The organism is Streptomyces sp. NPDC002640, assembly GCF_053592575.1.
In genome coordinates this window covers 244184-267761 of sequence record NZ_JBSFVZ010000006.1, presented here as the reverse complement: position 1 = coordinate 267761, position 23578 = coordinate 244184, and the positions used below count along the sequence as shown (strand labels likewise).

Annotated in this window: 17 protein-coding genes; 13 read left to right on the top strand and 4 right to left on the bottom strand. The window is 73.7% G+C overall.

Annotated elements, in window-relative coordinates:
• The first annotated feature begins 252 nt into the window (after positions 1-252).
• The 4 genes from ACWD3O_RS11110 to ACWD3O_RS11095 are packed head-to-tail and all read left to right on the top strand — an operon-like array spanning position 253 to position 6009.
• A complete protein-coding gene (locus tag ACWD3O_RS11110; protein WP_451415671.1) occupies positions 253-1371 on the top strand; it encodes an aminotransferase class III-fold pyridoxal phosphate-dependent enzyme in 1119 nt (372 codons plus the stop codon).
• Positions 1372-1410: 39 nt separating this feature from the next.
• A complete protein-coding gene (locus ACWD3O_RS11105) occupies positions 1411-3327 on the top strand; it encodes an IucA/IucC family protein (RefSeq protein ID WP_451415670.1) in 1917 nt (638 codons plus the stop codon).
• Positions 3219-4022: a GNAT family N-acetyltransferase gene (locus ACWD3O_RS11100; protein ID WP_451415707.1), complete on the top strand. Its 804-nt coding sequence runs from the start codon at positions 3219-3221 to the stop codon at positions 4020-4022. The genes ACWD3O_RS11105 and ACWD3O_RS11100 overlap by 109 nt, the downstream gene beginning before the upstream one ends.
• A 13-nt stretch (positions 4023-4035) precedes the next feature.
• Positions 4036-6009, top strand: coding sequence for an ATP-dependent DNA helicase (locus ACWD3O_RS11095; RefSeq protein ID WP_451409093.1), 1974 nt, complete (start codon positions 4036-4038; stop codon positions 6007-6009).
• 130 nt (positions 6010-6139) lie between these two features.
• Here the strand turns inward: ACWD3O_RS11095 and lexA are convergent, their stop codons facing one another.
• On the bottom strand, positions 6140-6949 hold the full coding sequence (gene lexA, locus ACWD3O_RS11090; RefSeq protein WP_451409094.1) for a transcriptional repressor LexA: 810 nt from the start codon (positions 6947-6949) through the stop codon (positions 6140-6142).
• Positions 6950-7610: 661 nt separating this feature from the next.
• On the opposite strand from lexA, the gene nrdR reads away from it, so the two are divergent.
• Positions 7611-8174, top strand: a complete 564-nt coding sequence (gene nrdR / locus ACWD3O_RS11085) for a transcriptional regulator NrdR (RefSeq protein ID WP_451409095.1) — start codon at positions 7611-7613, stop codon at positions 8172-8174.
• Between the two features lie 166 nt (positions 8175-8340).
• Positions 8341-11229, top strand: coding sequence for a vitamin B12-dependent ribonucleotide reductase (locus tag ACWD3O_RS11080; RefSeq protein WP_451415669.1), 2889 nt, complete (start codon positions 8341-8343; stop codon positions 11227-11229).
• Between the two features lie 115 nt (positions 11230-11344).
• On the opposite strand, the gene ACWD3O_RS11075 is transcribed toward ACWD3O_RS11080, so the two are convergent.
• Complete coding sequence (locus ACWD3O_RS11075) at positions 11345-11884, bottom strand: TerD family protein (protein ID WP_451415706.1); 540 nt, start codon at positions 11882-11884, stop codon at positions 11345-11347.
• A gap of 244 nt (positions 11885-12128) precedes the next feature.
• On the opposite strand from ACWD3O_RS11075, the gene ACWD3O_RS11070 reads away from it, so the two are divergent.
• The 6 genes from ACWD3O_RS11070 to ACWD3O_RS11045 all read left to right on the top strand — a co-directional run bounded on the left by ACWD3O_RS11070 (position 12129) and on the right by ACWD3O_RS11045 (position 18358).
• Positions 12129-12752 (top strand): YdbC family protein, encoded by a 624-nt coding sequence (locus ACWD3O_RS11070; protein WP_451409098.1) that lies wholly within the window; start codon positions 12129-12131, stop codon positions 12750-12752.
• A 159-nt stretch (positions 12753-12911) separates the two neighbouring features.
• Positions 12912-13616 (top strand): histidine phosphatase family protein, encoded by a 705-nt coding sequence (locus ACWD3O_RS11065; protein WP_451409099.1) that lies wholly within the window; start codon positions 12912-12914, stop codon positions 13614-13616.
• Positions 13597-14634 (top strand): ADP-ribosylglycohydrolase family protein, encoded by a 1038-nt coding sequence (locus tag ACWD3O_RS11060; RefSeq protein ID WP_451415668.1) that lies wholly within the window; start codon positions 13597-13599, stop codon positions 14632-14634. The genes ACWD3O_RS11065 and ACWD3O_RS11060 overlap by 20 nt, the downstream gene beginning before the upstream one ends.
• Before the next feature lie 258 nt (positions 14635-14892).
• On the top strand, positions 14893-16635 hold the full coding sequence (locus tag ACWD3O_RS11055; RefSeq protein ID WP_451415667.1) for a DUF4153 domain-containing protein: 1743 nt from the start codon (positions 14893-14895) through the stop codon (positions 16633-16635).
• 337 nt (positions 16636-16972) lie between these two features.
• Positions 16973-17674, top strand: a complete 702-nt coding sequence (locus ACWD3O_RS11050) for a ribonuclease HII (protein ID WP_451415666.1) — start codon at positions 16973-16975, stop codon at positions 17672-17674.
• Between the two features lie 78 nt (positions 17675-17752).
• Positions 17753-18358: a hypothetical protein gene (locus ACWD3O_RS11045; protein ID WP_451415665.1), complete on the top strand. Its 606-nt coding sequence runs from the start codon at positions 17753-17755 to the stop codon at positions 18356-18358.
• 171 nt (positions 18359-18529) lie between these two features.
• Here ACWD3O_RS11045 and ACWD3O_RS11040 read toward each other — a convergent pair whose 3' ends face one another.
• Positions 18530-19156: a hypothetical protein gene (locus tag ACWD3O_RS11040; protein ID WP_451409104.1), complete on the bottom strand. Its 627-nt coding sequence runs from the start codon at positions 19154-19156 to the stop codon at positions 18530-18532.
• Positions 19157-19549: 393 nt separating this feature from the next.
• A complete protein-coding gene (locus ACWD3O_RS11035) occupies positions 19550-21721 on the bottom strand; it encodes a RecQ family ATP-dependent DNA helicase (protein ID WP_451415664.1) in 2172 nt (723 codons plus the stop codon).
• A 114-nt stretch (positions 21722-21835) separates the two neighbouring features.
• On the opposite strand from ACWD3O_RS11035, the gene ACWD3O_RS11030 reads away from it, so the two are divergent.
• Positions 21836-23524 (top strand): DUF4192 domain-containing protein, encoded by a 1689-nt coding sequence (locus tag ACWD3O_RS11030; RefSeq protein ID WP_451415663.1) that lies wholly within the window; start codon positions 21836-21838, stop codon positions 23522-23524.
• Positions 23525-23578: the final 54 nt, after the last annotated feature.

Below are 23578 nucleotides of genomic sequence, written 5' to 3'. Positions count from 1 at the left end.
CGCTCGGGACTGCCGGGACCGGTCACCCACGGTGCCCGATCGGCCACCGCCACCCTAGGCGGTCGCTGTGGGCGGCTGCCGACGGATCGGCAACGGTTCCGTCACGAGGGGGAGCCGGGTCCTTCCGCTGCTTTCCCGGAACTCGCGTTTCACCCGTGTCCCGGCCGGAGCCGCGGCCGTTGTAGCGGTGAGGGGACGGCTGTCCAGGTCCGGCCCCGATGTCGTGAGACAGCGGGAGGACCGAGGGTGGCCTTGACCGAGACCGTGCGCAGACAGCCGGCGCGGGACGCGTCGGCGCGGACCTACGCGCGCGCCCTGCCGATCGTGCCGGTGCGGGCGCGGGGGATGACGATCGAGGGCGCGGACGGGCGGCGTTACCTCGACTGCCTGTCCGGCGACGGGGCGCTGGTGCTCGGCCACAACCACCCCGTGGTGCTGGCCGCGGTGCGCGAGGTGCTGGACTCCGGCGCGCCCATCGGCGTGCTGGACCTGACCACGCCGGTGGAGGAGCGGTTCGTCGCCGAGCTGCTGGCCACGCTGCCGCCGGGGCTGGCGCGCGGCGCGCGGGTCCGGTTCTGCGGCCCCACGGCGGCGGACGCTGCGGCGGTGGCCTCCGGCCTGCTCCGGGGAGCGGCCGGAGTGGCCGGAGCGGCCCGAGGGGTCGTCGAACCGGTCGTCGAACCGGTCTGCGACGAGCGCCTGCGGCGGCTGCGGGAGACCACGCGGGAGCAGGGCGTGCCGCTGATCGTCGACGAGACGGTCACCGGCGTGGGCCGGACCGGCGCCTTCTGGGCCGTGGAGCACAGCGGCGTGACGCCCGACGCGATGGTGCTGGCCGAGGCGATCGGGGGCAGCCTCCCGCTGGCCGTGGTGGTGCACCGGGCGGACCTGGACACGGTGGAGCCGACGGCCGCGCCGCGCGGCAACCAGCTCGCCATGGCGGCCGGGGCCGCCACCCTCGCCCACGTCCGCGAGCACCGGCTGGCCGAGCGTGCCGCGGTGGTGGGCGGCCGACTGGGCCGAGGACTGCGTGAGTTGGCCGCCCGGTTCCCGGCGGTCGCGGAGGTCCAGGGGCGGGGGCTGATGCTCGGGCTGCGGTTCGCGGCAGACGGGTTCGGCGGGCCTGGCCTTTCCGGAGCCGGTCTTCCCGGGGCCGGCCTTCCTGCGGCCGGCCTCCCGGCGTCCACCTTCGCCGGGGCGGTGCGGCGGGAGTGCCTGCGGCGCGGGCTGATCGTCGGCCTCGGTGGACCGAACGCCGAAGTGGTGCGGCTGCTGCCGCCGTTGACGGTCAGCGACGAGCAGGCGGACGCCGTGCTGCAGCGGCTCGCCGACGCGGTGGAAGCGGTGGCAGGCGTCGCCCGCCGATCGTGAACGACCCTCAGAACGACTTGAGTAAGGGCAAGGACCCAGTTGAACGTCGCACCGATCCCCGCACCGTCCGCCGCCCCGGCCGCGGGGGACACCCCCGCCGGCATTCCCGCCGACACCGCCGTCGCCCCGGGGGCGCCGCTCGACCCTCGCGCCGCGGACGGGGGAGGGGAGTGGCGGGCTCCGTGCGGTGAGGGCGTCGCGGGGGCGGATCCGCTGGAGGGGGTGGACCCTCGGGCGGTGGCCGAGGCCGTGACCGTGGAGAACCTGCTGCGCTGCTGGGTACGGGAGCGCAACCTGCCCGCCCCTCCGGCCGGCGGGGCACTCCACGTGCCGCTGCCGGCCGGCGCCACCGAGTTGGTCGTCCCGGTCCTGCACTGGTCGCCCACCGGACTGCACCGCTTCGGCCCCGCCCGCCAGGCGGGTGCCCCCGCGTCCGCGCCGCCGGTCGGCCCCGCCCTGCTGGCCGCGCTGCTCGCCCGGGAGACGGCGGCCGAGGCGGCGGACCACGGCCTCGACCTGGTGGCCAGGGTGATCGACTCGGCCCGCCGGACCGCCGCGTTCCTCACGGACCGGGCCTGCCGCCCGGATCCCACGCCCGACGCCTTCCTCGACGCCGAGCAGGCTCTCCTCCTCGGCCACCCCCTCCACCCGACGCCCAAGAGCCGCGAGGGCATGACCGACGAGGAACTGCTCCGCCTCTCCCCGGAGACCCGCGGCTCCTTCCCCCTGCACCGGATCGCCGTCGCCCCTCAGGTCCTCGCCGCCGACTCGGCCTGGAAGGAGCGCGGCAGGACCGTCCCCGCACCGGACCTCACCGCCCGCCTCCTCGGCCCCGCGCCCGCCGACGTTCCCGCGGGTCACGCGCTGCTCCCCGTGCACCCCTGGCAGTGGCGGCGCCTGCGGGAGGACGACCGGGTGGCGGCCCTGCTCGACGCCGGGCTGCTGACCGACCTCGGCGCGCACGGGGCGCCGTGGAGCCCCACCTCCTCCGTCCGCACCCTGTACCGCACCGGCGCGCCCGCCATGCTCAAGCTCTCGCTGGGCCTGCGCATCACCAACTCCCGCCGCGAGAACCTCCGCAAGGAACTCCACCGGGGCGTCGAGGTCCACCGGCTGCTCGGCGGCGACCTCGGCAGGGCCTGGCACGCCGCCCACCCCGATTTCGACGTCGTCCGCGACCCCGCCTGGCTGGCCGTGGACCACCCGGACGGCAGCCCGGTGCGCGGCCTGGACGCGGTGATCCGGCACAACCCGTTCGGTCCGTCCGACGACGTCACCTGCGTGGCCGCGCTCTGCGCGCCCCGGCCGGCCTGCGTCCGCCGCCCCGGCGAGCCCGTCTCCCGGCTGGCCGGTCTGGTCACCCGGATCGCCACGGCGACCGGCCGGCCCGCGGCCGCCGTGGCGGCGGAGTGGTTCCTGCGGTACCTGCACGCCGTGGTGCGCCCCGTGCTCTGGCTGGACGGCGAGGCCGGCGTGGCCCTGGAGGCGCACCAGCAGAACACGCTGGTCCTGCTGGACGCCGACGGCTGGCCGGCCGGCGGCCGCTGCCGCGACAACCAGGGCTACTACTTCCGCGCGTCCCACCGTGCCGCGCTGGAGGCGCGACTGCCCGGCATCGGCGACCGCAGCGACACCTTCGTCGACGACGCCGTCGCCGACGAACGGTTCGCCTACTACCTGGGCGTCAACAACGTCCTCGGCCTGATCGGCGCGTTCGGCTCGCAAGGTCTCGCCGACGAGAGGCTGCTGCTGGCCGCGTTCCGCGGCTTCCTCGCCGCAGCGGCCACCGGCCCGCACCGCACCCGCTCCACCCTCCCGGCCCGGCTGCTGGAGGAACCCCTGCTGCGCTGCAAGGCCAACCTGCTCACCCGGCTGCGGGGCATGGACGAACTGGTCGGCCCGGTCGACACCCAGTCCGTGTACGTCACCCTCGCCAACCCGGTGTACGCGGCGTGAACGGCTCCGCCACCGCGCCCGCGACGGCACCCGCGACCGCGCCCGCCGACGCACCCGCGACCGCACCCGCGACCGCGCCCGCCGACGTCCGGGCCGGCACCCGGGCGGACCTCCTGGACGACGTCGGCGCCTGGGGTCCCGTCGCCACCCGGGCCGGCCGGTTCCGGCTGCGCCCCGTGACGGACCGGTGCGCGGACCGGCGCGAGGACCTGGAGCTGATCACCCGCTGGATGAACGACCCCGTGGTCGCGGCCTTCTGGGAACTCGCCGGGCCGCCCCACCGCACCGAGGCCCACCTGCGCGCGCAGACCGAGGGCGACGGCCGCAGCGTGCCCTGCCTCGGGCTGCTCGACGGACGGCCGACGAGCTACTGGGAGATCTACCGCGCCGACCTGGACCCGCTCGCGGCGCACTACCCCGCGCGCCCCCACGACACCGGCGTGCATCTGCTGATCGGCGAGGCAGCCGACCGCGGCAGAGGCCTGGGCGGCCTGCTGCTGGACGCGGTGGCCCGGCTGGTGCTCGACCGGCGCCCGGCCTGCCCCCGCGTGGTCGCGGAGCCCGACGTCCGCAACCACGCCTCCCTCGGCGCCTTCCGCAGGGCCGGCTTCCGGCGGACCACCACCCTGGAACTCCCCGGCAAGCGCGCCGCCCTCCTGATCCGGCGGCGGAGCGTTGTCGGAGGGACGCACTAGGGTGGGTGGGGCTATGACGAAGCCCTCACTCCCCGAACTCCTGCACGCCGCAGTCGCGGCCGTCGGCGGCACGGAGCGTCCCGGCCAGGTGGCCATGGCCGAAGCCGTCGCGGAGGCCATCGACGACAACACCCACCTCCTGGTCCAGGCCGGCACCGGTACCGGAAAGTCGCTCGGCTACCTGGTGCCCGCCCTGGCGCACGGGGAGCGGGTGGTCGTCGCCACCGCCACCCTGGCCCTCCAGCGGCAGCTCATCGAACGCGACCTGCCGCGCACGGTGGACGCCCTCCACCCGCTGCTGCGCCGCCGGCCCGAATTCGCGACGCTCAAGGGCCGCTCCAACTACCTGTGCCTGCACCGGCTCCACGAGGGCGTGCCGCAGGACGAGGACGAGGGACTCTTCGACCAGTTCGAGGCCGCCGCCCCCACCAGCAAGCTCGGCCAGGACCTGCTCCGGCTGCGCGACTGGGCCGACGAGACGGAGAGCGGGGACCGGGACGACCTCACCCCGGGCGTCTCCGACCGCGCCTGGCAGCAGGTGTCGGTGTCCTCCCGGGAATGCCTCGGCGCCTCCAAGTGCGCCTACGGCGCGGAGTGCTTCGCCGAGGCCGCCCGGGAGCGGGCCAAGCTGGCCGAGGTCATCGTCACCAACCACGCGCTGCTGGCCATCGACGCCATCGAGGGCGCGCCCGTGGTCCCGCAGCACGAGGTGCTGATCGTCGACGAGGCCCACGAACTGGTCTCCCGGGTCACCGGCGTCGCCACGGGCGAACTCACGCCCGGCCAGGTCAACCGCGCGGTGCGCCGCGCCGCCAAGCTGGTCGACGAGAAGTTCGCCGACCAGCTCCAGACCGCCTCCGAGGGCTTCGAGCGCGTGATGGAGCTGGCGCTGCCGGGCCGCCTCGAGGAGATCCCCGAGGACCTGGGCTACGCCCTGACCGCGCTGCGGGACGCCTGCCGGTCGGTGATCTCCGCCATCGGCAACACCCGCGACAAGTCCGTCCAGGACGAGGACGCCGTCCGCAAGCAGGCCCTGGCCTCCGTGGAGAACGTCCACGCGGTGGCCGAGCGGATCACCCACGGGGGAGAGTACGACGTCGTCTGGTACGAGCGGCACGACCGGTTCGGCGCCTCGCTGCGGGTGGCGCCGATGTCGGTGTCCGGGCTGCTGCGGGAGAAGCTGTTCACGGAGCGCAGCGTCGTGCTGGCCTCCGCCACGCTCAAGCTGGGCGGGGACTTCAACGGCGTCGCCGGATCGCTGGGCCTCGGCCCCGAGGGCGTGGAGGGCGACGACCTGCCGACCTGGCGGGGCATCGACGTCGGCTCGCCGTTCGACTACCCCAAACAGGGCATCCTCTACGTCGCCAAGCACCTGGCCCGGCCCGCCCGGGACGGCGACCGGGCGGACATGCTGGACGAGCTCGCCGAGCTGATCCAGTCCGCCGGCGGGCGCACCCTCGGACTGTTCTCCTCCATGCGGGCCGCCCAGCTCGCCGCGGAGGAGCTCCGCGAGCGGATCCCCGAGTTCCCCGTCCTCCTGCAGGGCGAGGAGACGCTCGGCGAACTCATCAAGAACTTCGCCGCCGACCCCAGGACCTGCCTGTTCGGCACGCTCTCCCTCTGGCAGGGCGTGGACGTGCCGGGGCCGAGCTGCCAGCTCGTGGTGATGGACAAGATCCCGTTCCCCCGGCCCGACGACCCGCTGATGAGCGCCCGGCAGAAGGCCGTGGAGGAAGGCGGCGGGAACGGCTTCATGGCCGTCGCCGCCACCCACGCAGCTCTGCTGATGGCGCAGGGCGCCGGACGGCTGGTCCGCGCCACCGGAGACCGCGGCGTGGTCGCGGTCCTCGACCAGCGGCTGGCCACGGCACGGTACGGGAGCTTCCTCAAAGCCTCCATGCCCGACTTCTGGTACACCACCGACCGCAACCAGGTACGGCGGTCGCTCGCCGCGATCGACGCGGCCGCTCAGGCGGAAGGGCGGTAGCCGGCCTTCCGCCTGAGCGGCATGGCCTCCACCCGGGCGGCTCCGCCCGGGTCAAGCGGGCACAGCAGGGCCCCGGAACCGGCGCAGAGGTTCCGGGGCCCGGTCGGACGCGGCCGGGAGGCCGCCGGCCTCAGACGCGGCGCAGAACCGCGACCACCTTGCCCAGGATGGTGGCGTCGTCACCCGGGATGGGCTCGTAGGCGGCGTTGTGCGGGAGCAGCCAGACGTGTCCGTCCTCGCGCTTGAAGCGCTTCACGGTGGCCTCGCCGTCCAGCATGGCCGCCACGATGTCGCCGTTCTCCGCGACGGGCTGACGGCGGACCGTGACCCAGTCGCCGTCGCAGATCGCGGCCTCGATCATCGAGTCGCCGACGACCTTCAGCACGAAGAGCTCACCGTCGCCCACGAGCTGTCGGGGGAGCGGGAAGACGTCCTCGACCGACTCCTCGGCCAGGATCGGCCCACCGGCGGCGATGCGGCCCACCAGGGGCACGTAGGAGGCCGCGGGCTTGCCCGCCGTGTCGGTGGGCTGCACGGGTGCCGCCTGGTCCGAGCCGCGGACCTCGTAGGCGCGGGGTCGGTGCGGGTCCCGGCGCAGGAAGCCCTTGCGCTCGAGCGCCATCAGCTGGTGCGCCACGGAGGAGGTGCTGGAGAGGCCGACGGCCTGCCCGATCTCCCGCATGGACGGCGGGTAGCCCCGGCGCTGCACCGAATCCCGGATCACCTCGATGACGCGCCGCTGGCGGTCGGTGAGGCCCGAGCTGTCCGCCCGGATGCCGGGAGGTCGGCCCGGGAGGGAGCGCTTTGGTCCCTCGGGATGCGCGGCTTCGTTCATCGCGGTGTTGATCCCGGCCGCGTTGTTCACCGCGTGTGGCGGCTCGAGGCGCCCCTGGGAGCGGTCCTGGGCGGTGATGGTGGCACTGTCTGCGGTGGTGGTCACGTCGGCCCCTCTCGATGGTCTCCCTGCTGCACAACGGTAGAGGCTTTCGAAAGGTTGCGCCAAACACACGTTCGAGTGAAAAATGCCGATCCCTCTGACACGTGTCCGTGTTCGGGTATAAGGCCCCCACACCACCCCGAGTCGGGGCGAAACCGGGCAACGAGATAGGCTTCAGCGGTTCGCGCACCGGGCGGTCCGGTCCGGTCGGAGGCTCAGTCTGCCATCCGGTACCCCGTCGGGCCGACCCCATGGCCCCCTTCGGCCCGGCATCCGCGCAGGAGCCGCGCGCCGTGTGCGCGGGGTGCTCACGCTACCTCCCCAAGCGTTGACGGCCGCGCGCCGGGGTACCCGGCCGGAGTCCGGCAGGGGGCTCGCCACGGGCCTCGCCACGGGACTCGCCATGGGGCGCCCGGCGGGCTCCCGCGGGCGCCGCACGGGCCGTCGCGGCCCGCCTCGCCAAGACACGCGCGGCTGAGGTGCGTGAATCCCCAATTTCCGGGCCTGATCCCACATCTAGTGGTTGTATGTGCGGCGCGACCCAGAAGTTGTGGTGGGTGTGGTCTTCGAGCCTCAGGTCATCGCCTATGCTGGTGCTCGCTTCGAAGGGCCCACGGGGTCCGACGAGGCTGTTGAGTCTGCTTGCGAGGAGGGTTGGAACGCCATGCACTGCCCCTTCTGCAGGCACCCCGACAGCCGTGTCGTCGACAGTCGTACGACCGACGACGGCACGTCGATCCGCAGGCGCCGGCAGTGCCCGGAGTGCACCCGTCGGTTCACCACCGTCGAGACGTGCTCGCTGATGGTGATCAAGCGGTCCGGGGTCACCGAGCCGTTCAGCCGGACCAAGGTCATCAACGGCGTGCGCAAGGCCTGCCAGGGCCGGCCGGTCACCGAGGACGCGCTGGCGAAGCTGGGCCAGCGGGTCGAGGAGGCGCTGCGCGCCACCGGCAGCGCCGAGCTCACCACGCACGACGTGGGGCTGGCCATACTCGGCCCGCTGCAGGAGCTCGATCTGGTGGCCTACCTGCGCTTCGCGTCCGTGTACCGGGCGTTCGAGTCCCTGGAGGACTTCGAGGGCGCGATCGCGGAGCTGAGGGAAGCCGAGCCGCGGCCCGCCGACGGCGAGACGGAGCCGGGCGAGGGCGCTTCGGGTGATCGGGCCCGGGAAGACGACCGCGGGCAGGTGGAGCAGAAGGCTCCCGTGCCCGTGAGCGCCGCCGACTGACGAGCGGGCCGGCACCGGGGGCAGGGCTCCGGGCCGGCGGGTCGGCGGTGGACGCGAGACAGGTCGCGGGCGACGGTGCGAGGACGTCCCGCGACGGAGAAGACAGATCCGTGCCACGGGAAGAACGAGGCACTTCAGGGCGTTTTGCCCGATACAGGGAGGCGGCATGACAGAGACGGCGAGCGGTCCGGCACGAGGGTCCCGGGCCAAGGGTTCCAAGGCTGCTGCGGCCCGGCAGGGACTGCGCATCGAGCGCATCCACACCACCCCCGGCGTGCACCCGTACGACGAGGTGGCCTGGGAGCGCCGTGACGTCGTCATGACCAACTGGCGCGACGGCTCGATCAACTTCGAGCAGCGTGGCGTCGAGTTCCCCGACTTCTGGTCGGTGAACGCGGTCAACATCGTCACCAGCAAGTACTTCCGCGGCGCGGTGGGCACGCCGCAGCGGGAGACCGGCCTCCGGCAGCTCATCGACCGGATCGTGAAGACGTACCGCAAGGCCGGCGAGGACAACAAGTACTTCGCCTCGCCCGCGGACGCCGAGATCTTCGAGCACGAGCTGGCCTACGCCCTGCTGCACCAGATCTTCAGCTTCAACAGCCCGGTCTGGTTCAACGTCGGCACGCCCCAGCCCCAGCAGGTCTCCGCCTGCTTCATCCTCTCCGTCGACGACTCCATGGAGTCGATCCTGGAGTGGTACAAGGAAGAGGGCATGATCTTCAAGGGCGGTTCCGGCGCCGGCCTGAACCTGTCCCGCATCCGCTCCTCCAAGGAGCTCCTCTCCTCCGGCGGCAACGCCTCCGGCCCGGTCTCCTTCATGCGCGGCGCCGACGCCTCCGCGGGAACCATCAAGTCGGGCGGCGCCACCCGCCGCGCCGCCAAGATGGTCATCCTCGACGTCGACCACCCCGACGTGGAGAACTTCATCGAGACCAAGGTGAAGGAGGAGGAGAAGATCCGCGCCCTGCGCGACGCGGGCTTCGACATGGACCTGGGCGGCGACGACATCACGTCCGTCCAGTACCAGAACGCCAACAACTCGGTCCGCGTGAACGACGAGTTCATGAAGGCCGTGGAGTCCGGCGGCCGGTTCGGGCTGCGCGCCCGGATGACCGGCGAGGTCATCGAGGAGGTCGACGCCAAGTCGCTCTTCCGCAAGATGGCCGAGGCCGCCTGGGCCTGCGCCGACCCGGGCATCCAGTACGACGACGTCATCAACCACTGGCACACCTGCCCGGAGTCCGGCCGGATCAACGGCTCGAACCCCTGCAGCGAGTACATGCACCTGGACAACACGTCCTGCAACCTCGCCTCGCTGAACCTGATGAAGTTCCTGAAGGACGACAACAAGGGCAACCAGTCCTTCGACGTCGAGCGCTTCCAGAAGGTCGTCGAGCTGGTCATCACCGCGATGGACATCTCGATCTGCTTCGCGGACTTCCCCACCGAGAAGATCGGTGAGAACACCCGCGCCTTCCGCGAGCTGGGCATCGGCTACGCCAACCTCGGCGCCCTGCTGATGGCCACCGGCCACGCCTACGACTCCGAGGGCGGCCGGGCCCTGGCCGGCTCCATCACCTCCCTGATGACCGGCACCGCCTACCGCCGCTCCGCCGAGCTGGCCGCCGTGGTCGGCCCGTACGACGGCTACGCCCGCAACGCCGAGCCGCACAAGCGCGTGATGAAGCAGCACGCCGACGCCAACGCCGTGGCCGTCCGCATGGACGACCTCGACACCCCGGTGTGGGCCGCCGCGACCGAGGCCTGGCAGGACGTCCAGCGCCTCGGCGAGCAGCACGGCTTCCGCAACTCCCAGGCGTCCGTCCTGGCCCCGACCGGCACCATCGGTCTGGCCATGGGCTGCGACACCACGGGCGTCGAGCCGGACCTGGCCCTGGTCAAGTTCAAGAAGCTCGTCGGCGGCGGCTCGATGCAGATCGTCAACGGCACCGTCCCGCAGGCCCTGCGCCGCCTGGGTTACCAGGAGGAGCAGATCGAGGCGATCGTCGCCCACATCGCCGAGCACGGCAACGTGATCGACGCGCCGAGCCTCAAGCCGGAGCACTACGAGGTCTTCGACTGCGCCATGGGCGAGCGCGCCATCTCCCCGATGGGCCACGTCCGCATGATGGCCGCGATCCAGCCGTGGATCTCGGGCGCCATCTCCAAGACGGTCAACATGCCGGAGACGGCGACCGTCGAGGAGGTCGAGGAGATCTACTTCGAGGCGTGGAAGCTGGGCGTCAAGGCGCTCGCCATCTACCGCGACAACTGCAAGGTCGGCCAGCCCCTCTCCGCCAAGAAGAAGGAGGAGGAGAAGAAGCCCGCCGCCGAGACCCCGGTCGCCGAGGCCCCGGCCAAGGTCGAGAAGGTCGTCGAGTACCGCCCGGTGCGCAAGCGCCTGCCGAAGGGACGGCCCGGGATCACCACCTCCTTCACCGTCGGCGGCGCCGAGGGCTACATGACCGCCAACTCCTACCCGGACGACGGTCTCGGCGAGGTCTTCCTGAAGATGTCGAAGCAGGGCTCGACCCTCGCCGGCATGATGGACGCCTTCTCCATCGCCGTCTCGGTGGGCCTGCAGTACGGCGTGCCGCTGGAGACCTACGTCTCGAAGTTCACCAACATGCGCTTCGAGCCGGCCGGCATGACGGACGACCCGGACGTGCGGATGGCGCAGTCGATCGTCGACTACATCTTCCGCCGCCTGGCGCTGGACTTCCTGCCCTTCGAGACGCGGTCCGCGCTCGGCATCCACACCGCCGAGGAGCGTCAGCGCCACCTGGAGACCGGTTCCTACGAGCCGATCTTCGAGGAGGACGACCTGGACACCGAGACCCTCGCCCAGTCGGCGCCCGTGGTGACGCCGAAGGCCGAGGCCCCGGCGGCCAAGCCGGCGCCGCGTGAGTCGCACACCAACGCGGAGCTGGTAGAGATGCAGCTGGGCATCCAGGCCGACGCCCCGCTGTGCTTCTCCTGCGGCACCAAGATGCAGCGGGCCGGTTCCTGCTACGTCTGCGAGGGCTGCGGCTCCACCAGCGGCTGCAGCTGACCGTCGCATTGCCGAAGGCCCCGGTGCGCGCGCACGTCGCGCGCACCGGGGCCTTCGGGCCGGTGCCCGGCCGGTGCCCGCCCGATGGCGGGCCGGTGGTGGGCCGGCGGTGCGATCAGCCGTTGCGGGCGGATCCCATCACCAGCGGGAAGCCCTCCGCGTCCGCGAACCCGCGGAGCGCCGGACGGAACTCCCAGCGGTTCCCCTCCCGGACGAACTCGCACAGCGTGGCCGCCCGGGCCTCCCCGACCCGCGCGAAGTCCGCCTCGGCGAGCTCCGTGTAGCCCTCGGCCACCCGGTACCTGGCCTGCGGGACCCCGGAGAACGCGCGCTCACCGGTGCGCTGCTGCACCACCGCGCCGACCACCACACGGCCGTAGCCGGCGGCGAGGCGGCCGAGTTCCAGCGTCATCACCTCGTCCCAGCCGAACCCCTTGCCGTCGCGGCTGTCCCGGTGGAGGGTGATCGTCCCGTCGGGGGAGCGGCTGTCGAAGTGCACCACGTACGCCGGAGCGCCGTGCGGGTCGTCGTGCCGGTAGACCCCCGCCACCAGGTCGAGGTCGATGGCCGGTTGCCCCATCGGGCTGGGGTCCCACTTCAGTGACACCTCGACCTTCGCGATCCCCTTGCCGATGCCGGAAACGCTGCCGGACATGGTCTCCCCTTCCCTGGTCTGCTGGGTGTGCTGGGTGTGCTGGGTGTGCTGGGTGTGCTGGGTCTGAGTCCGTGCGGTCTCCGGACAGCCGTATCGATGGGGTGAGTTGGTCACCTCACAGGTCCAACCGGACGGCTCGGAAGGCCGGTTGTCCATCCTGCCACGCGTGTGCGAGTCATCACCGGTGAGTGCGCCGGTAGTTCGCGCCCTCCAGCGGCGCGCCTCGGGGCCGTACGATGGCGCGGTGCTGGTCAAGTGGATTCGCTGCACCGTCACGGACCCCCGCGGGTTCGAGCAGGGGCAGCGGAAATGGGCGGGTCTGCGCGGCGAGTCCGGTTTCCAGGGGCAGGGTGGAGGCTGGAGCCGGGTGCGGCCGGGTGTGGTGCACCTCTTCTCCTTCTGGGAGAGCCGGGTGCTCTACGACTCGTTCATGGCGCTCTCCCACGACCGGCTGGCCACCGCCCAGGCCGGCACCTTCCGCGACCCCCGGGTCCGGCTCTTCACCCACCGGTTCGACGTGAAGACCGGCTTCCGGCCGCGTTTCGCGGAGGCGGACCTGGTGCGGGTCGCGCACTGCCGGGTGCGGGAGGAGCGTGCGGAGCACTTCGCGCTGATGCAGGAGAAGGTCTGGAACCCCGCCATGGCCGGCTCGCCCGGCATGGTGCGGGGACTCTTCGCCGAGGCGCCCGGACCGGAGTTCATGATCCTCTCCATGTGGCAGTCGGCCGCGGAGCGGGCCAAGTACCGCGCCGAACGCGTGGAACGGCTCGCCCTGCGCGCGCAGCTCGAGGCGGACGTCGCCGACCTCGACGGCGACATAGTCGACCTGGAGCCCACCTGGACGGTGGTACCCGCCGAACGACCCTGAAGCGGGGCTCGGGCGGCCCGGGGGTGACGCGTCGGCCAGGTTCGGGGATGCGATGCCGCGTCGGCCGGGCCGGGGGATGCGATGCCGCGTCGGCCGGGCCCGGGGCGCCGGACCAGGGGCGGTACGACGTCGCGGACGCTCCCGATCTAGGGTTCCTGTATGGCCCGACCACGCCGCATCGTCCTTGTCCGGCACGGCGAGTCCGCGGGGAACGCCGACGACTCCATCTACGAACGCACCCCGGACCATGCCCTGCCCCTCACCGAGCGGGGCTGGCAGCAGGCCGAGGAGACCGGCCGCAGACTGCGCTCCGTCTTCGGGTCCGAGCGCGTCAGCGTCTACGTGTCCCCTTACCGGCGCACCCACGAGACCTTCCAGGCGCTCGGCCTGGACCCGGCGCGCGTCCGCGTCCGCGAGGAACCCCGGCTGCGCGAGCAGGACTGGGGCAACTGGCAGGACCCCGACGACGTGGCACGCCAGAAGGCCAACCGCGACGCCTACGGCCACTTCTTCTACCGCTTCGCCCAGGGCGAGTCCGGTGCCGACGTCTACGACCGCGTCGGCGGCTTCCTGGAGAGCCTCTTCCGCAGCTTCGAGGACTCCGGCCACCCGCCGAACGTGCTGCTGGTCACCCACGGCCTGGCGATGCGGCTGTTCTGCATGCGCTGGTTCCACTGGACGGTGGACGAGTTCGAGTCCCTCTCCAATCCGGGGAACGGCGAGACGCGCATGCTCGTTCTCGGGGAGAACGGCAAGTACACCCTGGACCGTCCCTTCGAGCGCTGGCGCGAACCGGAGCCGAAAGCCCCTGGCCGGCGACAGGGCCCACCAGGAGGATGGCAGAGTGACGACCTCGACCGCTGACCCTTCCCCATCCCCGGGAGCCCGCCTGGACCGTGCTCTCGCCTCCCTGACCGGCCTCACCGTGGGCGACGCCCTCGGCTCGCAGTTCTTCGTCCCCGCCAACGGCCCGCTGCTGCGCCGGGGCGACCTTCCGCCCGGCCCGTGGGGCTGGACCGACGACGCGGAGATGGCCTGCTCCGTGGTGGCCGTCCTCACCGCCCACGGCGCCGTCGAGCAGGACGAGCTGGCCGCGGCCTTCGCCCGGCACCACGACTTCGACCGCGGCTACGGCCCCGCCGTCAACCGGATGCTGCGCCTGGTGCGCGAGGGCGGGGACTGGCGGGAGCTCTCCGCCGCCCTCTTCGACGGCCAGGGGTCCTGGGGCAACGGCGCGGCGATGCGGGTCGCCCCGCTGGGGGCGTGGTTCGCCGACGACCCCGAGCGCGCGGTCCGCGAGGCCACCCTCTCCGCCGTCGTCACCCACCGCCACCCCGAGGGAGTGGCGGGGGCCCAGGCCGTCGCCGCGGCCGCCGCGCTGTCGGCCCGGTCCGCCGGCGCCCACCGGCCGGAGGAGCTGATCGACGGCGTCCTGGCGCTGCTGCCCGCCCGGAGCATGGTCGGGCTCGGCCTGGAGCGGGTCCGCACCCTGCTCGACTACGAGGACCCCGCTACCGTCGCCGCCGTCGTCGGCTGCGGCCGGCGCAGCACCGCCCAGGACACCGTGCCCTTCGCCCTGTGGTCCGCCTCGCGTTCCGCGGGCGACTACCGGACGGCCTTCTGGACCACCGCACGGGCCGGCGGTGACGTCGACACCACCTGCGCCGTGGTCGGAGGCGTCGTCGCGGCGGGCGGCGCGGTCGCCGCACCGCCCGCGGAGTGGGTGGAACGGACGGAGCCGCTGCCGGAGTGGGCGGTGTGGACCGAGCCGCTGCCGGAGCGGGCGAAGCGGACCGAGCCGCAGCCGGAGCGGGCGGAGCGGACCGAGCCGCTGCCGGAGCGGGCGCCGGGGTCGCGGGCACCGGGCGCTCCGGTCGCCTGAAGCGGGCAAGCGGGCCCTTACCCCCTCGGTCCGCCTCCCGCACCCGTCGTGTGTCACAGACATGCCACAGGCTTGCCACAGGCCTCCTCCGGTCCGGGGTTCCCCCGTGGGCCCGGGGCTAGCCTGAGCGCCCGTGCCGCCTGGTGATCACGCGGTTCCACGACGACACATCGCACCGAGACCCCTCCCGCGCCCCGTCGGCGCCGGCTTCGTCGGGGTCGCCGGGCACCGCCCGCGGTCGGTGGGGGAGGGGTCGGTTTGTCCGACATACCAGTGCAGGGGGACGCACAGGGGAGACCGGACGGGGAGGAGCCGGACGCCCAGAGCGCGGGTCCCGCCGGAGCGCCCGACGCCGCGGGGGAGCGGCAGCGGGCGCCGGAGGCCTCCGCAGCGGAGCACGCCCACCGGCAGCCGTCCGGTACCTCCGGGTCGGCGCAGGCACGACAGCGGACCTCCGGAACGGAGGGCTTCGGCTGGCCCGCGCCTCCGGCCGGCACCGCCGTGCGACCCCCGCAACCCGGCTGGTTCGACAAGGTCAGGGCCGCCACCCCGGCCCCGGTGACCACCGTGACGCTCTGGGCCGCCCTCGCCAGTGGACTCGTCGCCGCACTGGTGCTGGCCGACGGACTCGGGGTGAACCTGCTGCTCGTCGCCCTGCCCGCCGCCGTGGCCGCCTGGGCCGCCGCCCGTCGTGCGAAGCGCGGCCCGCGCCCCTGGACGGTCGTCTGGGCGGTGGCCGGGCTCGCCCTGCTGGCCGTGCCCGCGCTGAGGGACGCCGGCTGGCCGGTGTTCCTCGCCGTAGCCGGAGCCTTGGCCATGGGGGCGCTCGCCCTCAACGGAGGGCGCTCCTGGGCCGCCGTCCTGTTCGCCCCGCTCGGGCTGTTCGCGGGGCTGGCCGAGGGCCTGATCTGGGGGGTGCGCGGCGTCCGGGAGCGGACCGCCGGTTCCTCGGGCCGCCTGGGGCCGGTGCTGCGCGGAGCCGCGGTGGCGGTGGTGCTGCTCGTCGTCTTCGGCGCGCTGTTCGCCGGGGCCGACGCCGCCTTCGCGGACCTGCTCGGCAACCTCGTCCCCGACCTGGACGAGCCCGTGGACGGGCCGCTGCGCCTGCTGATGTTCGCCCTCGGGGTGATGGGCGCCCTGGCCGCGGCGCGCGCCGCCGCCGCCCCCGTCCCGTGGGACCGCACCCGCGTCCCGGCCGGACGTCCGCGCGGCCGCACCGAGTGGGCGATGCCGCTGGTCGTGCTGACCCTGCTGTTCGCCGCCTTCAACGCGGTGCAGCTCACGGTGCTGTTCGGCGGCTACGACGCGGTCCTGAGGAGGACCGGCCTGAGCTACGCCGAGTACGCGCGTCAGGGCTTCTGGCAGCTGCTGCTCGTGACCCTGCTGTTCCTGGTCGTGGTCGTCGTCGCCGCCCGCACCGCGCCCCGCTCCGGCCCGAGCGACCGCCTCCTCGTGCGCGGTGTCCTCGGCGTCCTCTGCGCGCTCGCGCTGGTCGTCGTGGCCTCCGCGGTCACCCGCATGAACATGTACGTCGACGCCTACGGGCTGACCCGCCTGCGGATCTCGGTGCTGACCATGGAGTTCTGGCTCGGGCTCGTGATCGTGCTGATCATGGTGGCGGGAATCCGGGGCTCCCGGTGGCTGCCGCGCGCGGTCGCCGTCTCGGCCGCCGCGGGCGTCCTGACGTTCGGCCTGATGTCCCCGGACGCGCTGATCGCCGAGCACAACGTCGCGCGGTACACGGAGGACGGCGACCTGGACCGGATGTACCTCGAGGGACTGTCGGTCGACGCCGTGCCGGCCCTCGACCGCCTCAGGGAGCCGATGCGGAGCTGCCTGCTCGCCGAGTACACAGGTGAACTGGACGAGGACACCCCGTGGTACGCCACCAGCTGGAGCGAGCGGCAGGCGCGGTCGGTCCTGGCCGAGCGGCCGGTCGACGTCGACCCGACCTCGTGTGTTGGTCCGCGGGAACGGTGGGAGTCGGAGCTGTACGAGTAGTCGCCGCGAGGTGACCGCGGGGGGCGGTGGGGGCGGCTTCGGAGCTGCCCCCGCCGTGCTGCGTGCAGGGTCCCCCGTTGTTCACCTACGCGAAGTTTTGGGCGGGTTGCGCGGTGTCGGGCAGGGAGGGGGCGAGCGTGGTCGGTGTCGCTCCCGGGGCTCGAAGCGGCGCTGATATCGGAGGTCCCGGGATCGGCTCGGGTGGGTGAGCCCTGGCCGGTCGCCGTGTTTCGGGGCGGGCGGTGTGCTGGTGGGCGGCGTGTGCGGAAGTGAATGAGGCGGGTGATGCCGGGCCGGGGGTCACACCCGGCCGGGGGCGGCGTAGTCTAAGAACGTCATGCCCTACGAACCACCCACGCACACCGTCGAGCGCTCCCTTCGCGCCACGACCGGAGCCAAGGTCGTCGCCGGTGTCGACGAGGTGGGCCGCGGAGCATGGGCCGGCCCCGTCACCGTCTGCGCGGCGATCACGGGCCTGCGTCGCCCGCCCGACGGCCTCACCGACTCGAAGCTGCTGACCCTGAAGCGGCGCAACGAACTCGCCGGTCAGCTCCGCGACTGGGTCACCGCCTACGCGCTGGGCCACGCCTCCCCCGAGGAGATCGACGACCTGGGCATGACCGCCGCGCTGCGGCTCGCCGCGGTGCGCGCCCTGGAAGGACTTCCGGTCCGGCCGGACGCGGTGATCCTCGACGGCAAGCACGACTACCTCGGTGCCCCCTGGCAGGTACGCACGGTGATCAAGGGGGACCGGAGCTGCGTTGCCGTGGCCGCCGCCTCGGTGATAGCCAAGGTGGAGCGGGACGCCATGATGGCGGAACTCGGTGTGGACCACACGGACTTCGCCTTCGCCGCCAACGCGGGCTATCCGTCGCCCGTCCACCGGGCCGCACTGGAGGAAAGGGGACCCACTCCTCACCATCGGTTGTCGTGGGCGTATCTTGATGCGCTGCCACGGTGGCGTCACCTGAAGAAGGTCCGCACCTGGGCGGAGGCGAACGTTCCGGAGATCGAGGGCCAACTGGGCTTCGACTTCTGACCGGTCCGCCTGCCGAGGTACCACCTTCCGACCTGCCCCGCCCCCGTGGGGCGCACCGACATTTGATAGACATCAGCCATGCCTCTCAGTCCCGAGGAGCCCCAGATTCCCGAGAGCGCCCAGGGTCCCCGCACCGCTCCGGCCCCCAGCCGCAGCATGCCGACCCCCCGCCCCGTCCCCGGTCCGCGCCCCGCGGCCGCCGCGCGTCCCGGCCGACCCGGCCCGCGTCCGGTCCCGCCGGGGCAGCGCACCGCACCCAAGCCCGGACCCCAGGCCGCCCCGGCGGCCACCGGCACCCCGCAGATCCAGACCATCCCGGCACCGGTGGACGGTGCGCTGGACGCCGCCGAGGAGGCCGTGGACCTGCTGCTCGACTCCGGACGCGCCCCGGGCGAGGTGCTGGTGATCACCACCGGCGACCCGCACCCCTGGGCCGCCCACGAGCTGTCCTTCGGCGACGCGTCCTACTGGGCGCAGCACGACGCCGGTGACGACGTGTTCTACGCCGACGCCACCGCCCTGGACCGCCTCGCCACGCGTCCGGTCGCCGTGGTCGCTGTCAACGGCGGCAGCGACAGTGTGCTGGCCGAGGCGCTGCCCGCGGCACTGCGTCGGGCGGGCACCCTGCTGATCGTCTGCGGCGAGCCGCAGCGCGTCAACGCGGTGCTGGGCGCCGGGGTCTGAGCCCGGGCCGCCCGCACCGCGGGCCGGTCCGGCCACCCCGCGCGCCCCGGTGGGGCCTCGGGTCCAGTGGTGTCGTGGGGCCGGTCGAGCTGTGGGGCCGGTCGAGCCGCCATGGGTCCGGTGTTCCGCGCGACCGGTGGAGCCGTGCTGCGCGGTGTCGTGCGGTGCCGTTCAGCGGGCCGCCGCGCGCCGGAGAATCTCGGACGCGGCCCCGCCCGTGCGGGGCAGCGGTATGGGTGCCGCGCCGCCGAACAGTTCGGGCGGCGCGCCCAGGTGGGGACGACGGCCGCCGCGGCCCTCGCCCTGTACCTGCCAGCCGTCCCCGGTCAGCGTGATGTAGGCGCCGCAGCGCAGCCCGTGCAGCGTGCACGCGTCGCGCAGGCCCCACATCCAGGCACCGTCCTCCTCCGTCCAGCGGTTGTCGCCCTCGCGGCAGTGGAGCAGCACGGCCGTACGCACCGGGCTCCGGCGGCGCAGGTCGTGAGGGATCACCCGGCGCAGCTGCGCCAGCAGCGCGTTGCGGAACATCCAGCCGTCCGCGGGAGTACCCGGCCGACGGGTGAACGAGGCGCTGGCGCGCAGCCGTTCGTCCGGGTCGAGGACGGCCACCACGGCGGTCTGCGGCGTGGGCAGATGCCTGGAGTGCAGGCCGTTGACGACCTCGCGCGGGTTGCGGAGCAGCGGCACGCCGGCGGCGCTCCACTCCGCGGGCTCGAGCAGGCGACTGGTCGACGCGGCGGTTGGGTCGGCGGACGTCGACACGGCAGCCGCGGAGGACGGGGCGAATCCGAAGGTCACGGTCCTCCCTTCGGCAGTACGCCCACTGCGGGCGGGATCGGATTCGGGGGAGCGCGCACCACGAGGTGCCCGGCCGTTCGACGGCGGGTCAGCGCGAGGGCGGAGCTCAATTCTTGCCCCCGAACTGAACCTCGGCAACGAGCAATTGGGGTCGCTGACCGCTTTCTGGCGTTCCGTTCCTAATATCCCCACCGCCCGGACCCGCCAACCAGGCGCACGGCCTGAACGGGTATCCCGCGTTCCGTACGCGCCTGGTGACCGTGTGTCCGACCGCCCGGGAGCGGGGCCGCCGGAAGCGTGGCCGCCGGAGCGGAGACGCCGTTGGCGGGGCCGCCGGAAGCAGTTACCCACCCTCCGTAGGGGATGCCACCGGGGCCACCCGCCCCCGGACACTCAGGCCTGGACGGCGAGCACCAGCGGCAGCACCCCTGGCGCCCCCGCACGGCGCAGGAGACGCGCCGCGACCGCCAGCGTCCATCCCGTTTCCGTCCAGTCGTCCACGAGCAGCACCGGCCCGGGGGCCGAGGTCAACGCCGCGGCCAGGCCGGACGACACCGTCAGCGAGTCGTGCAGCGCCTTGAGCCGCTGAGCGCTGTTGCTCCGGTGCGGCGGCGGCGCCTCCTGCGTGTACTCGACCGTTCCGAGCAGCGGGAGCCGGCCCACCTCCGAGATCCGGGCCCCCAGGGAGCCCACCAACTGCGGACGGGACCGGGAGGCCACCGTCACCACGCCCACGGGCCGCGCCTGGGCCCGCTCCACCCCGGGTGCCCAGCCACCAGGCCCCTTGGCCCAGTCGGCGAGCACCTCCACCACCGCACGCGCCACGTCGTCCGGCACCGGCACGTCCGGGGCCTGCGGCGCCAACAGGGGGCGTAGCCGGTTGCCCCAGCCGATGTCCGACAACCTGCCGAGGGCCCGCCCTTCAGAGGCCTGCTCGGGCGCCGGGATGCGCCCCTTCAGATCGACGCCTACGGCCACCATCCCGGTGGGCCACATCTTGCGGGGCTCCACCTCCACGCCCGCCCGGCCGAGGTCCGAGCGCGCGGCGTCCAGCGAGCCCGAGGACGTGTCGGCGGTGAAGCGCGGCCCCGCGCAGTTGTCGCAGCGGCCGCAGCGTGCCGCCTCCTCGTCGTCCAGCTGGCGCCGCAGGAACTCCATGCGGCAGCCCGCGGTCGTGGCGTAGGCGCGCATCGCCTCCTGCTCCGCCTCGCGCTGCCGGGCCACCCAGGCGTACCGCTCGCCGTCGTAGCTCCACGGCATCCCCGTGGCGACCCAGCCGCCCTTCACCCGGCGTACCGCACCGTCCACGTCCAGCACCTTGAGCATGGTCTCCAGCCGCGACCGGCGGAGCTCCACCAGGGGCTCCAGGGCGGGCAGCGACAGGGGCCGGTCCGAGCGGGCCAGGACGTCGAGGGTGCGTCGCACCGTCTCCTCGGGCGGGAAGGCGAGCGAGGCGAAGTAGCGCCAGATCGCCTCGTCCTCCTTGCCCGGCAGCAGCAGCACCTCCGCGTGTTCCACACCGCGGCCGGCACGGCCGACCTGCTGGTAGTAGGCGATCGGGGAGGAGGGCGAGCCCAGGTGAACCACGAAACCGAGGTCGGGCTTGTCGAAGCCCATCCCGAGGGCGGAGGTGGCGATCAGCGCCTTGACCTTGTTGTGCAGCAGATCGTCCTCCGCCTGCTGGCGCTCCGCGTTCTCCGTCTTCCCGGTGTAGGAGGCCACGGTGTGCCCACGGCGGCGGAGGAAGGCCGTGACCTCCTCGGCCGCCGCCACGGTCAGCGTGTAGACGATGCCCGAGCCTGGCAGGTCGTCGAGGTGGTCGGCCAGCCAGGCGAGGCGGTGGGCTGCGTCGGGGAGTTCCAGGACGCTCAGGCTCAGGCTCTCCCGGTCCAGCGGGCCGCGCAGCACCAGGGCGTCGGAGTCCGCCGCACCCGTACCGAGCTGCTCGGCGACATCGGCCGTCACCCGGGCGTTGGCGGTGGCCGTGGTCGCCAGCACGGGCACCCCGGCGGGCAGCTCCTGGAGCATCGTGCGCAGACGGCGGTAGTCGGGACGGAAGTCGTGCCCCCAGTCCGAGATGCAGTGGGCCTCGTCCACCACCAGCAGACCGGTCGTCGCGGCGAGGGACGGCAGCACGTTGTCGCGGAAGTCCGGGTTGTTCAACCGCTCGGGGCTGACCAGCAGCACGTCCACCGAGCCCGTCGCGATCTCGGCCTGGACCGTCTGCCAGTCCTCCTGGTTGGCCGAGTTGATCGTCCTCGCCCGGATGCCGGCCTTGGCGGCCGACTCCACCTGGTTGCGCATCAGCGCCAGCAGCGGCGAGACGATGACCGTCGGGCCGCTGCCGCGGGCGCGCAGCAGCGAGGTCGCCACGAAGTACACCGCCGACTTGCCCCAGCCCGTGCGCTGCACCACCAGGGCGCGGCGGCGGTGCGCGACCAGTGCCTCGACGGCCCGCCACTGGTCCTCGCGCAGGCGCGCCCGGCCGCTGGGGTCGCCGACGAGCCGGGCGAGGACGGTGTCGGCCTCGGTCCGCAGTTCCGTGGTGTCGTGGTGCTGGTCCATGGGTCCCATCAAACAGGACGGCGGCGACAGGCGCGGTTTGTCCACAGGCCGGCTGTCCACAGCCGAACGGGTGAGTGGGTTGCGGTGTCGCGCTGTAACTCCCATCGTCACGGCATGACACATCGCGAAGAAAACACCACTTCCTCCGGTTCCTCCGCTTCTTCCGGCACTTCCGGCGCTTCCGGCTCCTCCGGTTCCTCCGCCTTCTCCGCGGGCGGAACCCATGACGCCACCCGCATCGGGACGCCGGGCCCCGACTTCGGGCCGGTCACCCTGCGGAGCGCCGGGGAGTTGGCCGACGCCCTGCCCTACCTGCTCGGCCACCGGCCGGAGGACTGCATGGTGCTGGTGGCCCTGCACGACTCCGGGGACCACGGGCGCTTCGGCGGCAGGGCGCGGCTGGGCATCCCGACCGATCCCGCCGGCTGGCAGGCCGCCGCCGGACAGCTCGCGCTGGGCCTGGTGACCGGCAGCGCCCGCCGGGGCCCCGCGGTCAGCAGCATGGTGGCCTACGTGTGCCAGGAACCCGGACCGGGCGAGTCCGGACGGGCCGTGATGGAGCGCCTGCGGCCGCTGGCACAGTTCCTGCGCACCGAGTGCGGAAAGCTCGACGTCCCGGTGATCGAGGCGCTGTGCCTTTCCGACGGCCGGTACTGGAGCTACTGCTGCTCGGACGACACCTGCTGCCCCGCCGACGGCAGACCCGTGGGCCTGCCCGGCACCTCGGTGCTCGCCGCCGCCGCTGCCTTCGCGGGGCTGCGGGTGCGCGGATCGCTGGCCGAGGTCCGGGCACGGCTGCGGCCCTGGGAGGGGACCGCGGCGGTCGCGGCTCAGGAGGCCGCGCTGGACGCGACGGCCGCCGAGCTGCTGCCGCGCCTGGTGGAGGACGACAACCGCGCGGAGGTGGCGGAGGAGACGATGGAACTGGCTGCGCGGGTCCATCACCGGTTCGCCGCCGAACCGTCGCGGCCCGACGCGCCGGACGCGGACCTCAGGGACGACGAACTGCTCTCCCACGACGAGGCGGCGGCACTGATCCTGGGCCTGCAGGACCGCACCACCCGGGACCGGGCCGCGGAGTGGATGGAGGGCGAGGAGGCAGCCCCGGCCCTCCGGCTCTGGCGAGCGCTGTCCCGCCGCTGCGTCGGTTCCTACGGCGAGCACGCGGCACCGACCCTGACCCTGGCGGGCTGGGTGGCCTGGTCCACCGGCGACGACTTGGAGGCGCGCGAGGCGCTGGCGATGGCGCTGGCCGCCGACCCGGACCACCTCTTCGCCCGCCTGCTCCACCGGGCCGTCGACGAGGGGCTGGACCCGGAGTCCGTCCGCACCTGCCTGCGCGGGGAGCGGGCACGCCGGGCGGCCGCTGCCGGGCCGCCGCCGGGGTGTGGCGGCGCCGGGCCCGGCGAGCCCGCGCACGCTCGCTCCGCCGGTGAGGGGAGCGCGTCGGCGGACGTCGGGCCAGGGACCGCCCCCGCGCCGGGCCGGAGCCCCGACGAGGACGACCCCCGTTCGCAGCGCGAGGGCGAGGGCGAGGGCGAGGGCGGTGGGGACGGTGTGCCGTCGGCCGATGCGGAGCCCGCAGGGCCGGAGCCGGCGGACGGGATGCCGCCGATCGCCGCCGGCGGTGCCAGGAGCCGCCCGGCGTCCTGCCGCGTACCGGTGCGAGCCCGGACCACCGGCGGTGGGCGCGGTCCCGGCCGCGCCGACGCCCGGCTCAGCCGTCCCCGAGGACGAGGCGGCCCGTCCGGTCCGGGGATGCCGGCCCGCCTCCGACGCGGAAGGAGGCGGGAGGGCATGTGAGCGGAGGCAGGTCGGAGGGAGGCAGACGGGAGTGGAGACAGGCCGGGGGGAGGC